16 protein-coding genes are annotated in these 17,500 nt (G+C 66.1%); 10 read left to right on the forward strand and 6 right to left on the reverse strand.

The features are described 5' to 3' along the window. Positions 1-178 precede the first annotated feature (178 nt). From JI664_RS03245 to JI664_RS03260, 4 genes are all read right to left on the reverse strand, one after another. Positions 179-1,471: a TRAP transporter large permease gene (locus JI664_RS03245; protein WP_207012281.1), complete on the reverse strand. Its 1,293-nt coding sequence runs from the start codon at positions 1,469-1,471 to the stop codon at positions 179-181. Further along, the gene (locus tag JI664_RS03250; RefSeq protein ID WP_207012282.1) at positions 1,458-1,985 is read right to left on the reverse strand and encodes a TRAP transporter small permease; all 528 of its coding nucleotides are present in this window, start codon (positions 1,983-1,985) and stop codon (positions 1,458-1,460) included. The genes JI664_RS03245 and JI664_RS03250 overlap by 14 nt, the downstream gene beginning before the upstream one ends. 62 nt (positions 1,986-2,047) lie before the next feature. After that, complete coding sequence (locus JI664_RS03255) at positions 2,048-3,094, reverse strand: TRAP transporter substrate-binding protein (RefSeq protein ID WP_207012283.1); 1,047 nt, start codon at positions 3,092-3,094, stop codon at positions 2,048-2,050. 89 nt (positions 3,095-3,183) lie between these two features. Then, the gene (locus JI664_RS03260; RefSeq protein WP_207012284.1) at positions 3,184-3,669 is read right to left on the reverse strand and encodes a MarR family winged helix-turn-helix transcriptional regulator; all 486 of its coding nucleotides are present in this window, start codon (positions 3,667-3,669) and stop codon (positions 3,184-3,186) included. Between the two features lie 123 nt (positions 3,670-3,792). Here JI664_RS03260 and JI664_RS03265 point away from each other — a divergent pair, with 123 nt between their 5' ends. The 4 genes from JI664_RS03265 to JI664_RS03280 all read left to right on the forward strand — a co-directional run bounded on the left by JI664_RS03265 (position 3,793) and on the right by JI664_RS03280 (position 8,327). Continuing rightward, positions 3,793-5,508 carry an AMP-binding protein gene (locus JI664_RS03265; protein WP_207012285.1) on the forward strand — a complete coding sequence of 572 codons (1,716 nt, stop codon included), beginning with the start codon at positions 3,793-3,795 and terminating at the stop codon, positions 5,506-5,508. Next, positions 5,505-6,317, forward strand: a complete 813-nt coding sequence (locus JI664_RS03270; protein ID WP_207012286.1) for an enoyl-CoA hydratase/isomerase family protein — start codon at positions 5,505-5,507, stop codon at positions 6,315-6,317. The genes JI664_RS03265 and JI664_RS03270 overlap by 4 nt, the downstream gene beginning before the upstream one ends. A gap of 2 nt (positions 6,318-6,319) precedes the next feature. Then, positions 6,320-7,213: an SDR family NAD(P)-dependent oxidoreductase gene (locus tag JI664_RS03275; protein WP_286173804.1), complete on the forward strand. Its 894-nt coding sequence runs from the start codon at positions 6,320-6,322 to the stop codon at positions 7,211-7,213. Between the two features lie 193 nt (positions 7,214-7,406). Next, the gene (locus JI664_RS03280) at positions 7,407-8,327 is read left to right on the forward strand and encodes a LysR family transcriptional regulator (protein ID WP_207012288.1); all 921 of its coding nucleotides are present in this window, start codon (positions 7,407-7,409) and stop codon (positions 8,325-8,327) included. Positions 8,328-8,574: 247 nt separating this feature from the next. On the opposite strand, the gene JI664_RS03285 is transcribed toward JI664_RS03280, so the two are convergent. Further along, on the reverse strand, positions 8,575-9,072 hold the full coding sequence (locus JI664_RS03285) for a GFA family protein (protein WP_207012289.1): 498 nt from the start codon (positions 9,070-9,072) through the stop codon (positions 8,575-8,577). 159 nt (positions 9,073-9,231) lie between these two features. On the opposite strand from JI664_RS03285, the gene JI664_RS03290 reads away from it, so the two are divergent. From JI664_RS03290 to JI664_RS03310, 5 genes are read left to right on the forward strand one after another with little or no spacing between them, the layout of a single operon-like run. Next, positions 9,232-10,320, forward strand: a complete 1,089-nt coding sequence (locus JI664_RS03290; RefSeq protein WP_207012290.1) for a hypothetical protein — start codon at positions 9,232-9,234, stop codon at positions 10,318-10,320. 54 nt (positions 10,321-10,374) lie between these two features. Continuing rightward, entirely contained in the window at positions 10,375-12,339 is a 1,965-nt protein-coding gene (locus tag JI664_RS03295) for a tripartite tricarboxylate transporter permease (RefSeq protein ID WP_207012291.1), read from the forward strand. Between the two features lie 14 nt (positions 12,340-12,353). After that, positions 12,354-13,436 (forward strand): amidohydrolase family protein, encoded by a 1,083-nt coding sequence (locus JI664_RS03300; RefSeq protein ID WP_207012292.1) that lies wholly within the window; start codon positions 12,354-12,356, stop codon positions 13,434-13,436. Further along, positions 13,429-14,550 carry an amidohydrolase family protein gene (locus JI664_RS03305; protein ID WP_207012293.1) on the forward strand — a complete coding sequence of 374 codons (1,122 nt, stop codon included), beginning with the start codon at positions 13,429-13,431 and terminating at the stop codon, positions 14,548-14,550. The genes JI664_RS03300 and JI664_RS03305 overlap by 8 nt, the downstream gene beginning before the upstream one ends. A gap of 23 nt (positions 14,551-14,573) precedes the next feature. Beyond that, a complete protein-coding gene (locus JI664_RS03310; RefSeq protein WP_207012294.1) occupies positions 14,574-14,987 on the forward strand; it encodes a Rieske (2Fe-2S) protein in 414 nt (137 codons plus the stop codon). A 115-nt stretch (positions 14,988-15,102) separates the two neighbouring features. Here the strand turns inward: JI664_RS03310 and JI664_RS03315 are convergent, their stop codons facing one another. Then, a complete protein-coding gene (locus tag JI664_RS03315; RefSeq protein WP_207012295.1) occupies positions 15,103-15,783 on the reverse strand; it encodes a TetR/AcrR family transcriptional regulator in 681 nt (226 codons plus the stop codon). Positions 15,784-15,928: 145 nt separating this feature from the next. Here JI664_RS03315 and JI664_RS03320 point away from each other — a divergent pair, with 145 nt between their 5' ends. Next, entirely contained in the window at positions 15,929-17,500 is a 1,572-nt protein-coding gene (locus JI664_RS03320) for an ABC transporter substrate-binding protein (RefSeq protein ID WP_207012296.1), read from the forward strand.

Genomic DNA, 17,500 nt, shown 5'->3' on the forward strand with positions numbered 1-17,500 from the left:
TCGAATTATTCGATATCGAACAATTCGAGATCAGTATTCCGACGCAAGGGTGAAGCTGTCAAGCGGGACCGCGATGCGCGCGCCGGTTGCGGTGGGTCGCCGGACAGGGCAGCGAAATCGCATCGCGCTGTGCCGCGCAACCGGGGATGCGCGGCACGGCAGATCGGGGATCGACGCCCTACATCGTCGAGGGCAGGAACAGCACCAGCGCCGGGAACATCACCAGAATGATCAGCCGCAGGATGTCGGTCACCACGAAGGGCAGCACGCCTTTGAAGATCGTGGTCAGCGAGACTTCTTTGGCAATCGTGTTGATGACGAAGACATTGATGCCCACAGGCGGGGTGATCATACCCAGCTCGGCCACCATGACGATGATCACGCCGAACCAGATCGGGTCGAAGCCCAGATGCATCACCACCGGGAACACGATCGGCACCAGCAGCAGGATCATCGCCATCGTATCGAGGATGCAACCGGCGATGATGAAGGCGATGAGGATCAGCGCCAGCGTGCCATGCGCCGAGAAATCGAGGCCCACCAGCCATTCGGTCAGCTTCTGCGGCGAACGGGTGATGGCAAGGAAATAGCCAAACAGCACCGCGCCGATCAGCACCGAGAACACCGATACCGATGTGCGCAGCGATTCCACGAGGCAATGCATGATCTTCGGCCCGTCGAGCTGACCGCGCACGACGCCGATCACCAGCGTGGCCATCGCGCCGATGGCCGAGGCCTCGGTCGGGGTGGCGACGCCCAGATAGATCGCGCCGACGACCGACACGAAGAGCAGCATCACCGCCCAGACGCCGGACAACGCGCGCATCGCCTCGCCGAACCGGAAGGGCTGACCTTCGGGCAGGCCCTTGCGATGGGCGATCAGCACGGTGCCCATATACATCAGGATGGCCAGCGTACCGGGGATGATACCGGCGATGAACAATTTGCTGACATCGGTTTCGGTGATGTAGGCATAGATCACCATCACCACCGAAGGCGGGATCATGATCCCCAGCGTGCCGCCGGCGGCGATGACGCCGGTCGCGGTTTCCTCGCGGTAGCCGAAGCGGCGCATTTCCGGCAGCGCGATGCGGGTCATCGTCGCCGCGGTTGCCACGGACGAGCCGCAGATCGCGGCAAAGCCAGCACAGGCGGCGATGGTGGACATCGCCACCCCGCCCTTGAGCGCACCGAACCACGCATTGGCAGCGCGGAACATTTCCCGGCTCATGCCCGAATGGGTGGCGAAAGAGCCCATCAGGATGAAGAACACCACCAACGACAGGTGGAAATCGGTCAGCACTCGGATCGGCGATGTGGCCAGCAGGTTTAAGGCGGGCGTCATGCCACGGATCGCGCCGTAGCCGAACACACCCACCAGCCCCAGCGCGACGCCGATCGGCACCCGCAGAAGCAGCATGGCAAACAGGGCGACGAAGCCCGATACGGCGATAAGATCAGCGTAGGCCACGCTTTGCCTCGTCCAATTCCTGATTGTCGGCCGAGGCGACCATATCCACCCCGGCGATGATACGAATGAGCTTGATGGCGATGGTCACGCAGCTTGCCGCAAGCCCGCCCCAGATAAGCGCAAGGAACGGCCAGAGCGGCAGGCGCAGATCGAAGGTGGTCTCGCCCGAGGCGCGCACCGACAGGATGCGCCCCCAGATCTTCCACGCCAGCAGCACCGCGAACAGCAAGAGCGCCGCCCAGGCGAGCGCGTCGATTGCCCGGCGCAAACGCGGGCCGAGGCTTTCGGCCACCAGATCCACCTGAATATGGCCACCCTTGAGGCCGATCACCGCGAAGCCCCAGGCGAGGCAGGCGCCCAAGATCAGCCGCGATATGTCGAAACTGTCGGGAACCGGCGTGGCGAACAGGTAGCGCCCAAGGGTCGAGACGACGACCAGCGCCGTCACCGCCACCAGAAGGATTGCCGCGATCCATTCGGTCACGCGGCAGAAGATATCGAGGAAGCGGGTCATGGAACCTCGCGAATTGAAGAAAGGCAGGGCGGATGCACCGCCCTGCCGGTCACCGGATCGGATCAGTTACCCCAGGCCGGGCTGTCCCAGCCGCCGCCCGCCGCGTCGAGGCGGTCGATCAGGTCGGCCAGAGCGCCCTCGGCATCGTCGAGACCGGCCTCGGTGGCGGTGGCGACCCACTCACCGCGAAGCTGGTCGGACAGTTCCATCCACGCCGCCATCTGCTCGTCATTGGGCGTGTAGAAGTTGTGACCCTCTTCCTCGGTCTTGATGCGCTGATAGGCGGCAACGTCGACCGTGTCCCAGCCGGTGGCGATGCGCTCGGACCATTCGGGCGTGCAATGCTCGTCGATCACCGCGCGGTTTTCGTCCGACAGCGCGTCATAGCTGCCCTGATTGATCGCATAGACGAAGGCCACGCCGTAGAGCGGCATGTCGAGGTGATGGGTCACGACGTCTTCGACCCCGAACAGCTCGAGGCTCTGCCACGGCGACACGGTGGCATCGGCCCCGCCCGACGACAGGATCGCGCGCATCTCGGGCGCGGGAACCTGCACGGGGCTTGCGCCCATCAGGCTGATCATGCGGGCGATGGTGGCCTGCGGCGGGCGGATATTCATGCCCGCGAAGTCCTCGGGCCCGGCAATCGGCCCCCGGATCGCGTGCAGCGTGCCGGGGTTGTGAAAGTGCACGAGGCACACTTTCACATCGGGCATCTCCTGCTCGGCGTATTGCGCGTACCATTCGTGCAGCGCGCGGCTGGCGCTGGTCGCGTTCGAGGTCAGGAACGGCAGTTCGGCAGCGGCGATGATCGGAAAGCGGCCGGCCTGATAGCCGGGATTGACGAAACCGATATCGACGATGCCGTCGCGGGCCATGTCGTAATGGTCAGGCGCGGCGCCGAGCTGCTGGGCCGGGAAGATGTCGATCTGGATGCGGCCTTCCGAGGCCTCGTTGATCGATTCGACCCACGGCACGAAGCCCGAGACCTGAACCTCGGATTGCGGGGGCACCCAGTGCGAGAACGCCCAGGTGACGTCTTGCGCGGATGCGGCGGTGGCGACCGAAAGGGCCAGCGCGGTCCCGGCGGTCAGATGACGGATGGTCATGGTTCTTCCTCCCTGTTCTGCGACGCGGCCCTCCAGTTGCCGCGCCCTGCCCGACCGTCACCGCGACGGCGGGCGGTATCCGGCACCCTTCAGAGTGCGCGGAGATTCGTGATGACCCGGTCGAGCATCTCGCGCAGCAGCACGATCTCTTCGTCCGAGAAACCGGCGAGCGTCTGCTCTTCGACCAGATTCGCCTTGTCCGACAGATCGGCGACGATCGCCTCGCCATGCGGGGTGGCCCAGACGGCATTCGCCCGGCGGTCGCCATCGACCGCGCGACGCTCAAGCACGCCGTTCTTCTCCATCCGGTCCAGAATCGGCACAAGGCTGGAACGCTGCAGGCCCACGGCCTCGGCCAGACGGTGCTGCGGCATGCCGGGATTTTCGCACACGATGGACAACAGCCCCAGATAGCGCGCGGCGCCGGAATGGTCGGGCGTCACCGCCTCGAAAGACTTGTAGGCAAGGATCTGCGCCATGCGCAGACGGAAGTTGATACTGGGTTCCAGCGCCGCCTGCAGCTTGAGGGGCGCCTCGACCGGCTCGTCGGCGATCTTAACCGCTGTGCTCTGCATCTGCTCCTCCCGTGAACCGATCGGCATCTTACTGGTCATCGTCATATTGATTGACGTCGAACAATTCGATAACACTCCGGTTGCAGGCTGTCCAGCCATCTCGGGCAGCGACGGGAGGACATCATGACGAACAACGCTCCGGCCATCTGGCCCGCGCGCGGGGACGGCCCCGCCCTTTGGGACATCACGCTCGGCGACCTTCTGGACCAGCAGGCCAGCGCCCATGGCGACAGGCTGGCGGTTCTGGTCGATGAAACCGCGACGGACACCCAGACCCGCTGGAGCTACAGCGAACTCAAGGCCGATGCCGACGCGCTGGCACGCGGCATGATCGACTGGGGGATCGAGGCTGGCGACCGCGTCGCCGTCATGGCCCAGAACTGCCCCGCCTGGGTGTTGCTGGAATACGCGCTGGCCAAGGCGGGCGTGGTTCTGGTGACGGTCAACCCGGCGCTGAAACCCGCCGAGCTGTCCTATCTGCTCGATCAGGGCAAGGTCGCCGCGCTGTTCTTCGCGCAGGGCTTCCGCGGCAGCGATATCGGCGGCGACCTGCTGTCGCTGATGCCCGATCTGGCCCATACGACGGGCGGCCTTCGCGACGCCGACGGCCCCTTCCCCGCGCTGCGCCGCCTTGCGCTGATCGGGGACAAGCCGCTAGGCTTTGCCCGGCCCTTCAACGACATCCTTGAAACCGGGCGCGGGCTGGACGACGCCGCGCGTGAAGCGCGGCAGGCGGCGGTGCAGCCCAAGGACGTGGCGCAGATCCAGTATACCAGCGGCACGACCGGCAAGCCCAAGGGCGCGATGCTGACCCACCATTCGACGGTCAACAATGCCCGCCTGATGGCCGATAGCGGCGGCTATGTCGCCGAGGACGTGATGCTGTCGGCAATGCCGCTGTTCCATACCGCCGGCTGCGTGTGCAACGTGATGGCGATGGCGGCCTGCGGCGGCGCGCTGATCACCATGGACAGCTTCGACGCGGCGCGGATGCTGCAATTGTGGCACGAGCATCGGCCCACGCTGCTGAACGCGGTGCCGACGATGATGGTGCGGATGCTGGAACATCCCGATTATCCGCAGCGCGACACCCACACGCTTCGCCGGGTCATCAGCGGCGGCACTTCGATCCCGCCCAGCCTGATGCTGCGGATGCGCGACGAGACCGGCGGCGAGCCGCTGATCATCATGGGCATGACCGAATGCAGCCCGATCATCACCCAGACCCGCGCTTCCGACCCGCTCGAGGTCCGCGTCTCGACCGCCGGGGTGCCACAGCCCCATACCGAACTGCGCATCGTCGATCCCGAAACCGGCGCGCCCGTGCCCTTCGGCCAGTCGGGCGAGCTGTGCATTCGCGGCTATCTGGTCATGAAGGGCTATTTCGACATGCCCGAGAAAACCGCCGAGACCATCGACGCCGACGGCTGGCTGCACTCGGGCGATCTGGCCGTGCTGGAAGAAAGCGGCCATCTGCGAATCGTCGGGCGGCTCAAGGACATGATCATCCGGGGCGGCGAGAACGTCTATCCGGTCGAGATCGAGGACTGCCTGCTCGATCACCCTGCCGTCAGTCAGGCGCAGGTCGTGGGCGTCCCCGATCCCGATCTGGGCGAGGAAAACTACGCCTATGTCGTTCTGGTCGAGGGGGCCGAGGCCGATGCGCTTGCCCTGCAGACGCATTGCCGCGAAAAGATGGCACGCCACAAGCTGCCCAAATACGTCGAGATCGTGAAGGAGATGCCGATGACGGCCAACGGCAAGATCCAGAAATTCGCCCTGCGCGAGGCCGCCACCGCCGCGATTGCCGAAGGCCGGGTCACGGCGGTGCGTCGATGAGCGCGCTGCCCCTGCTGCACGAGCGCGACGGCGCGGTCGCAATCCTGACGCTGAACCGCCCCGAAGCGCGCAACGCGCTTAGCCCGGAACTGGCCTGCCGTCTGGCCGATACGCTGGACGAGATCGCGCAGGACAGCTCGGTCCGCGCGGTGGTGCTGACCGGCGCGGGCGACAAGGCCTTTTGCTCGGGCGGCGATCTGGCCCTGTCGCTGCCGCTTCTGTCGGGCGCGCGCCAGCCCGAGACCGAATGGGATCGCCGCTTCCTGGCCGATGACGGCATCAATGCCCGCATCGCCCAGCGCGGCTTCGATCTGGGCAAACCGGTGATCGCGGCGGTCAATGGCCCCTGCATGGCGGGCGGCATGGAGACGCTGCTGGGCACCGATATCCGGCTGGCCGTGCCCCATGCCAAATTCGCCTTGCCCGAGGCCGCGCGCGGGGTGATCCCCTTTGCCGGTGCCTTGGTCCGGCTACCGCGCCAGATCCCTTACGCCGTGGCGATGGAGATGATGCTGACGGGCCGCGCCATCAACGCCGAAACGGCGCTGAATGTGGGCCTGATCGGGCGCATCGTCCCGCCCGAGGCGCTGATGGACACGGCGCTGGAAATCGCCCAGCAGATCGCCCGCAACGCGCCGGTCGCAGTGCAAGAGATCAAGCGCACGGTGATCGCCGCCAGCGGCGTCACGCTGGCCGAAGGCTACGAGATGGAAGACCGCGCCAAGGCTACGGTGATGGCGACCGACGATGCCCGCGAAGGGCCGCGTGCCTTCATGGAAAAGCGTCCGGCGGCATATCAGGGGAAATGAGCATGGATTTGCAGGGCAAGGTCGCGCTGATCACCGGCGCCGGGCTGGGCATTGGCCGCGCTACCGCACTGGCCATGGGCCGGGTGGGCGCGCGTGTCGTGGTCAACGATATCGACGGTGACGCGGCGCAGGCCGTGGTCGATGAGATTGTTGCGGCAGGGGGCGAAGCCGTCGCCGTCGCCGCCCCAATCGGCACCGACGGATCGGCCGAGGCCTGCGTGGGGGCGGCGGTCGAGGCTTTCGGGCGGCTCGATACGCTGTTCGCCTGCGCCGGAGTGCTGCGCGATTCGGTGCTGTGGAAGACCGGGGATGACACGTTCGATCTGGTCGTCGGCACGCATCTGAAGGGCACGTTCCAATGCGGTCGCGCCGCCGCGCGCCAGTTTCGCGCGCAGGGCGGGGGTGGCAGCCTGATCCTGACCGCCTCGCCCGCCGGGCAGCAGGGGAATTTCGGTCAGGGGGCCTATGCGGCGGCGAAATCGGGCATCGTCGGCATGATGCGCAGCTGGGCGCTGGAGCTGACGCGCGACCGGGTGACGGTCAACGCCATCGTGCCCACCGCGCTGACGCGGATGACCGCGACGATCCCCGCGCTGGCCCCGCATGTCGCGGCGATGGAGCGGGGTGAAGCGCTGCCGCAGCCGCTGCGCGAGAAGGGCATCGGCATGCCCGAGGATGTCGCACCGCTGGTGGTGTTCCTGGCCTCGGACGCGGCGCGCGATGTAACCGGGCAGGCCTTGGGCATCGGCGGCGACCGGCTGAGCCTGTGGTCGCATCCCGCCGAGATCCGGGTGCTTCAGCAGGCGGGCGGCTGGAGCGCCGAGACCATCGCCGAAAGCTGGGACGAGGTCGCGGCCGAGGGCCTGCAGCCGGTCGGCGTACCGCTCGATTTCTGAGCCATCGCAGGCGCCGCGCGTAAGCCCGCCGATTGTCCGGCGGGCTTTTTCGTGCTGATCGGGTCTGCGGAACTTGGCTCAGCGCGGCAAAATGTATGCAAAACCGTGCGCGATCTGGTCTAGGATCGCGCCATGCCCGCTACTCCGGGGCGCGTCGCGGCGCCCCCGCAAGGATTGGGGCCGGAGGACTGTCATGCGCGTCGATGTCTTGGGATTGCAGGCTTTCATCGCGATTGCCGATCACGGTACCTTCGGGGCCGCGGCCAAGGCGCTGAACCTGTCGCAGACCGCGCTGAGCCACCGGATCGCCAAGATCGAGACCGAGCTGGGCCTGCCGCTTTTCGTCCGCACGACCCGCAAGCTGGCGCTGACGCAAGAGGGGCTTGCGCTATTGCCCCGCGCGCGCCGGGCGCTGGTGGATCTGGAAAAGGCGATGACCGATCTGAAGCAACTCGGTCAGCTTCGGCGGCAAGAGGTCACGATGGGCTGCATCCCCTCGCTGGCGACCTCGGTTCTGGGTGAAACGCTGCCCGATTTCGCCCGCGTGATGCCCAATGTGCGCGTCCGGGTGATGGATGGCTACGCACGGGTCATCGCCACGCAGGTCAATGGCGGCGAGGTGGAATTCGGCCTCGCGGTGCGGATGGGCACGCATTACGAGCTGGATTTCAAGCCCGTTATCTCGGAACGCTTCATCGCCGTGTGCCGCCACGACCACCCACTGGCCGACCGTGGCACGGTCACGTGGGACGAGCTGTCCGAACATTGCCTGATCGGCAACACGGTGATCAACAGCGCGTTGCGGATGAGCGCGAACCAGCCCTATTGGGATTTCGAGGCCGAGACGATCTCGACCGCGGTGAGCTTCGTCAAACACGGGCTGGGCGTGACGCTTCTGCCCGAATTCGAACAGCAGCAACCGGGCTATCAGAACCTGCGCACCCTGAAGGTCACCGGCCCCGAAGTCAGCCGCGAGGTGGGGTTCATCGCCCGCCCGGACATGCCGCTATCGCGCCCAGCCTCGGTCCTGATGGACCTTATCGCCGCGCAATTTCAGGTGGTTGCGGGCCGCGCGGAAGATGGCGTCATCGGGGCTGCACAACGCCTCGCCTGAGCGCGAGAAGGCGGCATGAACCCATGACCACGGGCCGGTCCGATGCCACATTGATGCATCTTGTGCATATATTATCCAAATCTTCGCGTTTGTCTTTCTGTATACATTGCCCGAGCCTGTCCCCAGGTCAGCGCCGCCCTTCCTTGGCGGCTCTGACGCAGCAACGGGGGAGAGCGACGTGGCACCAAGACCCGCCTATCCGACCATCGCCCGCGCATCGGCGCGGCGTGCCGCGATACCCGTCCGCTCAGCGGAAGCGCGGCGCCTTGGTGGCCTGCCAGTGCTGCACGATCGCGTCGAGCGAGGCGGGCTGGCCCGTCTCGACCAGCGTATCGGCGGGGGGCGTGAACCACGGCTGCGCGTGTTGGGTCCAGATATGGGCCGCCGGCCGCAACCACGAGGTATCGTCAAGCGTGCCGCCGCGCAGGTGACAGAAATCGGTGTCGGGCCGCATGTTGTAGATGCGCCCGCCGCAACCGGGGCAGAACACGCTTTCGGATCCGGTTCCGCGCTCGGTCACGCGGGTTCGGGTGACAATCTCGCCCTGAACATCGAGATCGGCACGCCGCACGCGCAGCGACTGCCCGAAAGCGCTGCCGGATTGCCGCTGACAAAGCGTGCAATGGCAGGCGAACAGCGCAATCGGCGCGCTGCGCAGCGTGTAGCGGACACCACCACAGGCGCAGCCACCATGCAGCGGCAGCGCGACTTCGGACCGGGAGGATTGGAGCGTTTCGGAGGGCATGAGGCATATCCTGTCTGCAGCTTCCGCGCCATCAGACCAGCTTAGTGCTGATCGAACAAGACACAATTTAATCAATGACTTGCCCCTCATTTCCGGTCGATCTGAGACCGCTCGGGCACGTCTGATATCCACCAAAATGTCAATCTGGGAGGAGACGACATGAACCATCAAACCCTGCGCAATCTGGTCGCGACCACGGCGCTTGTGCCGCTGCTGGGGCTTGCCCCCGCCGCCGCACAGGTGATCGATCTGGAAGGCCGCACCGTGACCATCGTGCATAACGCCTCGCCCGGCGGCTCGACCGGGCTTATCAGCCAGCTTGCCGCCGATGCGTGGTCGCAGACGATGGAGGGCAATCCGACCATCGTCGTGCAATCGGTCGAGGGCGGCGCGCTGTCGCGCGGCATCCTGCACGTAATGAATGCACGGCCCGACGGGCGCACGCTGGGCTGGGTGGCATGGCAGGGCTCGACCCGCGTGCTGGACCCGGTCGAGCGTCAGATACCGTTTCAGGATTTCGGCCTGATCGGCGGCGTCGGCGGCTCGGTCTTCATCGCCCATACCTCGACCGATCCCGAGCGCGGCATGAACTCGGCCGAGGATCTGCCGCAGCTCGACCATTACACGTTCGGCGGCTATTCGCCCCGCAGCGGCCCGTCGATCCGCACGGCGGTGGCGATGGACATGCTGGGTGTCGACTGGACCTTCGTGTCGGGCATGTCGGGCGACACGCCGCTGGAAGCCGCCCGCCAGCGCGGCGAGATCGACGGCTACCCGGTGACGGCGGCCTATTATCTCAGCACGCTGGCGCCGGGCCCGGTGGCCGAGGGCACGGACATTCCGCTGTTCTATTTCACCGCGCCGAACGAGGACGGCACCGGCCTGTCGGTCGATCCCACGCTTGAGGGGATGCTCCCCTTCGACCAGTATTACGAACAGGTGACCGGGTCTGCGCCCGAAGGGCCGGGCTGGGACATGATCATGTATCATGCCCGCGTCACCGATCCGATCAACTGGCTGGTCGTGGCGCCTCCGGGCACGCCCGACGAGCATCTGCAGATGCTGCGTGAAAGCTTTGCCGAGGCGCTGGAAAGCGAGGAATTCCTTGCCGGTGCCGAAGAGCTTCTGGGGATGGTGCCGACGGTCTCGTACTACGACGACGTGCAGGCGATCGTCGACGAGATCGCCAACACGCCCGAAGCGATGCGCCAGCTGCAGCGCGACTATATCGGCCGCATGGAGCGCTGAGACCGGACGGAGAGCGGCACGGCCCGCTCTCTTCCTCCTCTGATCGGAGTTCACATGGAATCCCTGCTGGCAGGTCTGTCCCTCGCATTCGAGGGCACGACCCTTCTTTACCTCATGGGCGGCGTCTTGCTGGGCCTGTGGTTCGGGGCGATCCCCGGCCTTGGCGGTGTCACGGCGATGATTCTGGTGCTGCCCTTCACCTTCGGGATGGAACCGCAGCAGGCCTTTGCGCTGCTGCTGGGCGCGCTGGCGATTTCGACCACGTCGGACACGATTTCCTCGGTGATGCTGGGCATCCCGGGCACCATCGCGTCGCAGGCCACGGTGCTGGACGGACACGAAATGGCCAAGCAGGGCCGTGTTCTGACCGCCTTTGGCGCGGCCTTTACCGTCTCGGCCATCGGCGGCGTGGTGGGGGGTATCGCGCTGGCGCTGAGCCTGCCGATCATGACGTGGCTGGTGCTGACCTTTGGCGCGCCCGAATTCTTCGTGCTGTCGCTGATCGGGCTGGTGATGGTCGGCGGTGTCAGCGGCAACGCGATCGGCAAGGGGATCTGCGCAGGCGCGCTGGGGCTGTTGATCTCGCAGATCGGCTATCCGGTCGCGGCCTCGGATCCGCGCTACTGGTTCGACAGCATGTTCCTGATCGACGGGCTGCCGCTGGTGCCGGTGGTGATCGGGCTGTTCGGCATCCCCGAGATGATGCAGCTGGGCAGTTCGGGCGGCGCGCTGGCGGCGAAGAATTTCGGACAGGCCGAGGATGACAGCCTGATGGCGGGCGTCCGCCATGCCTTCCGCAACCGCTGGCTGGCCTTTCGCTGCTCGCTCATGGGGACCTATGTGGGGATGCTGCCGGGGCTGGGCGCCTCGGTCGTGGACTGGCTGGCCTATGGTCATGGCGTCCACAGCGCCAAGGACCGCAGCCAGTTCGGCAAGGGCGATGTGCGCGGCGTGATCGCGCCCGAGGCGGCCAACAACGCCACGCTGGGCGGTTCGCTGATCCCGACGCTGGCCTTCGGCATTCCCGGTTCTGGGGCGATGGCGATCCTGCTGGGGGCGATGACCATCCACGGGCTGGTGCCCGGCCCCGCAATGCTGGATCAGCACCTGCCGCTGACGCTGAGCATGGTGGTCTGCATCATCCTCGCCAATATCGTCGGCGCGGGGGCGCTGATGATCTGGTCCAGACAGGTGGCCAAGGCCGCTTTCATCAACGGCAACCTCGTCGTGCCCGCCGTTTTCGTCTTTCTCGTCATGGGGTCGTGGATCGGCCAGCCCGACATCCGCACGCTTGTCGCGCTGCTGGCCATCGGCTTCGCGGGTTTCGCGCTGCATGCCGCAGGCTGGCCGCGCCCGCCGCTGATCCTGGGTTTCGTGCTGGGTCCGGTGATGGAGAATTCGCTCGCCATCACCGCGCAGGCCTATACCTGGGGCGAGGTTTTCAGCCGCCCCACGATCCTGATCCTGCTTGCGCTCTTGGTGGTGATCTTCGTGGGCGCCGCGCGCGCCATCGCCAAGCGCAAGAGCGAGTTCAAGATCGAGATCGGCGGCGCGGCCAGCAAGGGCAGTCTGGCCCTGTCGCTGGTGCTGGCGCTGTCGGTGCTTGCGCTGTTCGTCTGGGCCTTCGCCGAAGCGCGCGACTGGACCTTCCTCAGCCGGGTTTTCCCGATGGCGATCTGTTCCGTCGGCGCGGTGGTGGCACTGGTCTGCGCCACGCAGGACATCCGCGCGCTGCGCCGTTACCAGCCCGTGGGCGACAGCGACACGCTGGCCGGGTTCGGCCGCCAGCACGCGCGCGAACTGCTGGTCTTCGCGATCTTCGCGCTGACCGTCGCGCTGATCCCGGTGGTCGGGCTGGCGGCGGCGATGGTCGGCTTCGTATTCCTTTACCTGCTGGGCTGGGGCCGGTTCCGCTGGCTGACCGGGCTCGTCTACGCGGCGGCGGTGGGGCTGTTTCTCTACGTCGTCTATCACCGGATGCTGCACGTTCCCTTCGTGCCGCCGCTCTTCCTGAACTGAAAGGACTTGCTTCCATGACCACTGACGTGATGGACCGAAAGCCGGGCAAGGCCGGAACACGCGATGTGCGGATCGATTGCGATATCCATCCGCGCCTGCCCCGGCTGCCCGATCTGGTCCCCCATGCCGCGCGCTACTGGGCCGAGATGTTTGACTACCGCAATATCGACCGGCAAGAGCTGATGACCTATCCCGTCAGCACCCTGCCCTACCGCCCCGAGGATCCCTCGGTTCAGGCCGATGCGGCGGGGCTGGCGGCGGCGCATCTGGACCCGATGGCGGTGGATGCGGGTATCCTCAACGTGCTGTCGGGCGCGCATGCGGCCTACGACCCCTATCTCGCGGCGGCGATGTGCGAAGCCACGAACCGCTGGCTGGCGGCAGAATGGCTGGAGCGCGATCCAAGGCTCAGGGCCTCGGCGCTGGTGCCGTTCCAGAACCCCGAAGCGGCGGTGGCAGAGATCGAGCGCCTCGCGCAGGATCGGCGCTTCGTGCAGATCCTTGCCGTTCTGGGGGGCGAGAAGCCTCTGGGCCGGCGCGAATACTGGCCTATCTACCGCGCCGCTGCCGACCATGGCTTCGCGCTGGCCATCCATCCCGGCGGCACCGCGCGCCACGCGCCGACGCAATCGGGTTTCGTCGCCACGCGGATCGAAGAAACCGTCTTGCAGAACCAGACCTTCGCCAGTCAGGTCGCAAGCCTCGTGGCCGAGGGGGTGTTCAACGAGGTGCCCTCGCTGCGCGTGGTGCTGATGGAAAGCGGCATTTCATGGTTGCCGGGGCTTATGTGGCGGATGTCCAAGGACTGGAAGGGTGCCCGCATCGAGGTGCCGTGGCTCGACCGTCCGCCGATCGAATACATGACGCGCCACCTGAGGCTGACCACGCAACCCTTCGACGGCCCGCAGGACGCGGTCATCGCCGCGAAGGTGCTAGACCAGCTTCCGGCGCCCGAGATGCTGATGTGGTCCTCGGATTTCCCGCACCGCCATGCCGAGCGCGGCCTGCCGCGCGGGCTGCCCGAGGCGATGCACAAGGCCGTCTGGGGGCAGAATGCCCTTGCCACCTATGAACGACTGGAGCTGTCCAATGTCTGAGCAGGTTTCCGATACGCTGACCCGCGATCTGAGCGGTGCGACCCCGGTCGCACGCACCGGCCAGCCGGTGGTCGATTGCGACATTCACCCCGTCTATCGCTCGCCCGAGGACATGGCCTCGTACCTGCCCGAACGCTGGCGCCAGCATGTGCGGGATTTCGGCGTTCAGACCGCGTCGCCGCTGGTGGGCGCGCTGCCCTATCCGCGCATTGCCAACGGGATGCGCCGTGACAGCTATCCGCCGACCGGCGGGCCGCCCGCCTCGGATCTGCCGTTTCTGCAAGAGCAGTTGCTCGATCCGCTGAACATCGCCCACGGCATTCTTCAGCCCCTGAGCGGCGCGCATACCGCGCTGCATCCCGGGCTGGCCGAGGCGATGGCGACCGGTACCAACGACTGGCAGCTGGACCGCTGGATCGAGCCCGACGCGCGGCTCAGGGGCTCGCTCGCCATCGCGCAAGAGGATGCCGAGGCGGCGCTGCGCGAGATCCGCAGGCGCGAAGGCGACCGGCGTTTCGTGCAGATCTCGGTTTCGCCACGCACGATGGAACCGGCCGGATCGAAACGCTACTGGCCGATCTTCGAGGCGGCCGAGGCGCTCGGTCTGCCGATCAGCATGCATTCGGCGGCGTTCGGCGCGCGCTCGAATACCGGGACCGGCTGGACCTCGTTCTACATCGAAGAGCATTTCGCGTTTTCGCATGGCGCGCAGGCGGCACTGGCCAGCATGATTTTCGGCGGTGTCTTCGACCGGTTCCCCAAGCTGAAGCTGATCCTTGTGGAAGGCGGATTCGGCTGGCTGCCGCCGACCGTCTGGCGAATGGAGCGTGAATTCGACCGCTACCGGACCGAACTGCCCGATCTCAAGCGGCGCCCGGCGGAATATGTGCGCGACCATCTGTGGCTGACGACCCAGCCGGTGGAAGAGCCGCCGAAATCCTCGCAACTCTCGGATCTGATCGACTGGATCGGCATCGACCGGCTGCTGTTCTCGACCGATTACCCGCACTGGGATTTCGACCACCCCGATTACGCCTTCCGCGTGCCGCTGACACCCGAGCAGCGCGCGAAGCTGATGCATGACAACGCGGTCGAGGTTTTCAACCTCGCCTGACGGCCTGACAGGAGCACTATTCTATGAGCGAGCATGTGGTTTGCCGGCTGGACGAGATTCCGGTCGGCACGTCGAAGCGCGTCAGCGTGGACAAGCGCGACATCGCCATCTTCAATGTCGGCGGGCGGCTCTCTGCCATCGCCAATCGCTGTCCGCATGAAGGCGCGCAGCTTTGCCTTGGCCGGGTAACCGGCGAGGTTCGCGCCGACCGCCCCGGCCAGCAGCGCATCGAGCGCGAAGGCGAGCTGGTGCGCTGCCCGTGGCATGGCTGGGAGTTCGATCTGAAAACCGGGCGGTCCTATTGCGACCCCGAGCGGCTGAAGGTGAAAGCGTTCGATGTCGCGGTGAAGCCGGGCGCCGAGCTGGTCGAAGGGCCCTATACGATCGAGACCTACGACGTTCAGGTACGCGACGACTATGTCGTGCTGACCGTCTGAGACCAGCGCCATCACAGGAACGGCCCGCCGGCACAGCCTCGCGGGCCGTTCTGGCCTTTCCAGAAGGCGAAACTTCCGCGCCGGTGGTCCGATGTGGCGACGCCTTGCGACCGCGTCAGGACAGCGGGGGTTTGCCCCGCCGCGTCGGTCGGCCCATTTCGTGTGACGCAGGGCGGGCGAACATCGGTGCGACGACGCTGACGAAGTGATCGAGCAGGCGCTCGGGCTCATCACGGCAGAACCCGTCGCCGACGGCTGCGTTTACGCGCTCGGGTTCGCGCAGCACGAGCGTTCTGATGGCAAGCGCCGAATAGACCCGCCACGCCGTTTCTTCGCGCGTGAGCCAAGGCGCCAGCTGTTGAAAGAGGTCCACGAACTCATCGAACTGCGCGCGTTCAAGCCCGGTATAGGCGCTGACCTCGGGGTCGTCGGTCAGGGTCCGGATGACGGTGTAGTGCCGAAAGACCGCGTAGCGCGACGGATCGCCACCGAAGGCCAGACGCAGCGACGGGCCGATCATTGCGCGGATCACGGCCTCGAGCGGCGGCAGATCGGGCGCGTGGCTTTCCACGAGTTGCTGAAGCTCGACACGCCGCTGTCCGTTGAAGCGCTTGTAGCTGCGCACCATCACCTCGCGCAGAAGCCGGTCTCGGCTTCCGAAACGGTAGACCAGCGCGGAATGGCTGGTATGGGCTTCGCTGGCGATGCGCCGAAGCGTGACCTGATCGACGCTGCGCGCGGCGCATAAAAGCTGTTCGGTGGTGTCGAGGATCTGTTTGTCGGAAGGCACGGACATGGCGGGCTCTCTGGTCGTCGCCGCACCGTAACGAACGGATGTGTCAGCCGGATGGCACTTTACCAGTGGTTCAATCCTGTCACGCGGCGGCCATGCCCGGGGCTTAGGACGGGCGGCAACAGAAACCCGACCACAGGACATCACCATGCCCACCCGCCGCCAGACCCTGACCTATCTTGCCGCCGCCTTCGGCGCGCCCGCTGCGCTGATGGCCCCCGCCCGGGTCTTTGCCCAGGACGGACGCCCCGTCCTGCGCGTGGCCGTTCAGGCGCTGAATGCCAGCCTTGAACCCTTCGAATCGGCAAACAATGTCGGCCTGCGCGCCGTTGATGCGCTGTTCGACCGCCCGCTGCGCCGCAACTTCGTCGAAGAGGCCGCCAATCCCGGTACCACCGTCATCGATCCGCAGCTGGCGCTGTCGGTCGAACAGATCGAGCCGCTGATCTGGGAAATGCGCCTGCGCCCGGACGTGATTCTGCACGACGGCCGCACCTTTTCGGCCGATGACGTGCTGGCGACGCTGTCGCCCGCCCGCGTCGGACCTGATTCCCCCTATGCCGATGGCCGCGTGCTGTTCAGCTTCCTCGACCGTGTCGAGAAGATCGACGACCTGACCGTCCATCTGCACACCGTTCAGGAAGACGTGGTTCTGCCGCACCGCATGGCTGGTTACGGCCCGTGGATCGTGTCGGGCGCGGCGCTGGACGAGATGGGCGCCGATGCGTTCCGCCTGTCGCCGGTCGGCTCGGGCCCCTACAAAATGAACAGCTTCGAGCGGGACGCGCGTCTGGTTCTCGATTCGCATGACGAGTACTGGATGGGGCAGCCCGCCGCCGCGCAGGTGATCTTCACCGTCGTCCCCGAAGTCTCGACCCGGATCGCCGGCCTGATCTCGGGCGAATACGACATCGTCACCAATGTTCTGCCCGATCAGGTCAGCCAGCTCGCCAGCTATGACGATATCGAGGTGCAGAGCGCCGCGATGGACCTGCTGCATATCCTGACCTTCGATACGTCGCGCCCCGTCATGCAGAACAAGTTGCTGCGTCAGGCGCTGGCGACCGCGATCGATTACGACGCGATCGGGCAGGCCGTCTGGGGCGAGAACTATCAGCGTCCGCGCAACTTCCAGATCCCGTCCTTCGGCCCGTTCTACGATCCCGAGCGCGCCTATTTCCAATACGACCCCGAAGCCGCGCGCGCCCTGTTGGTGCAGTCCGGGTATGACGGGGCCGAGATCGTCCTGCGCGTGCCGCCGACCTATTATCTCGGGTCGGGCGACATGGCGCAGATCGTTCAGGCGATGTGGCAGGAGATCGGCGTCAATGTCCGTCTTGAGATGTCGGAAAGCGCGTTGACCGCGGCCGAGCCGGGCGCGGATGTGCGGATGGTGTCGACCTCGTTCCGCTATCCCGATCCGCTTTCGGGCGGGGTCGGCGTCCACATGGGCCCGAACAGCTTCGTGCAGCAGCGCGGCTTCTGGCAGCCCGAAGGCGATTACAACGATGTTCTGGCCGCGTTCGAGGCCGAGACTGAGCAATCGCGCCGCGTCGAGCTGTTCCACCGGCTTCTGGACATTCTGGAAGACGAGGCGCCGGTCACCATCCTGTATTCGGTCAACGAGAATGTCGGCGTCAGCACCGAGGTCAACTGGACGCAATACCCGCTCTATTATTTCGACCTGCGCCCCGATGTCTTTTCGTTCCGGAGCGTCTGA

Origin of the sequence: Rhodobacter sp. NTK016B (assembly GCF_017303295.1) — a bacterium.
Classification (GTDB): domain Bacteria; phylum Pseudomonadota; class Alphaproteobacteria; order Rhodobacterales; family Rhodobacteraceae; genus Pararhodobacter.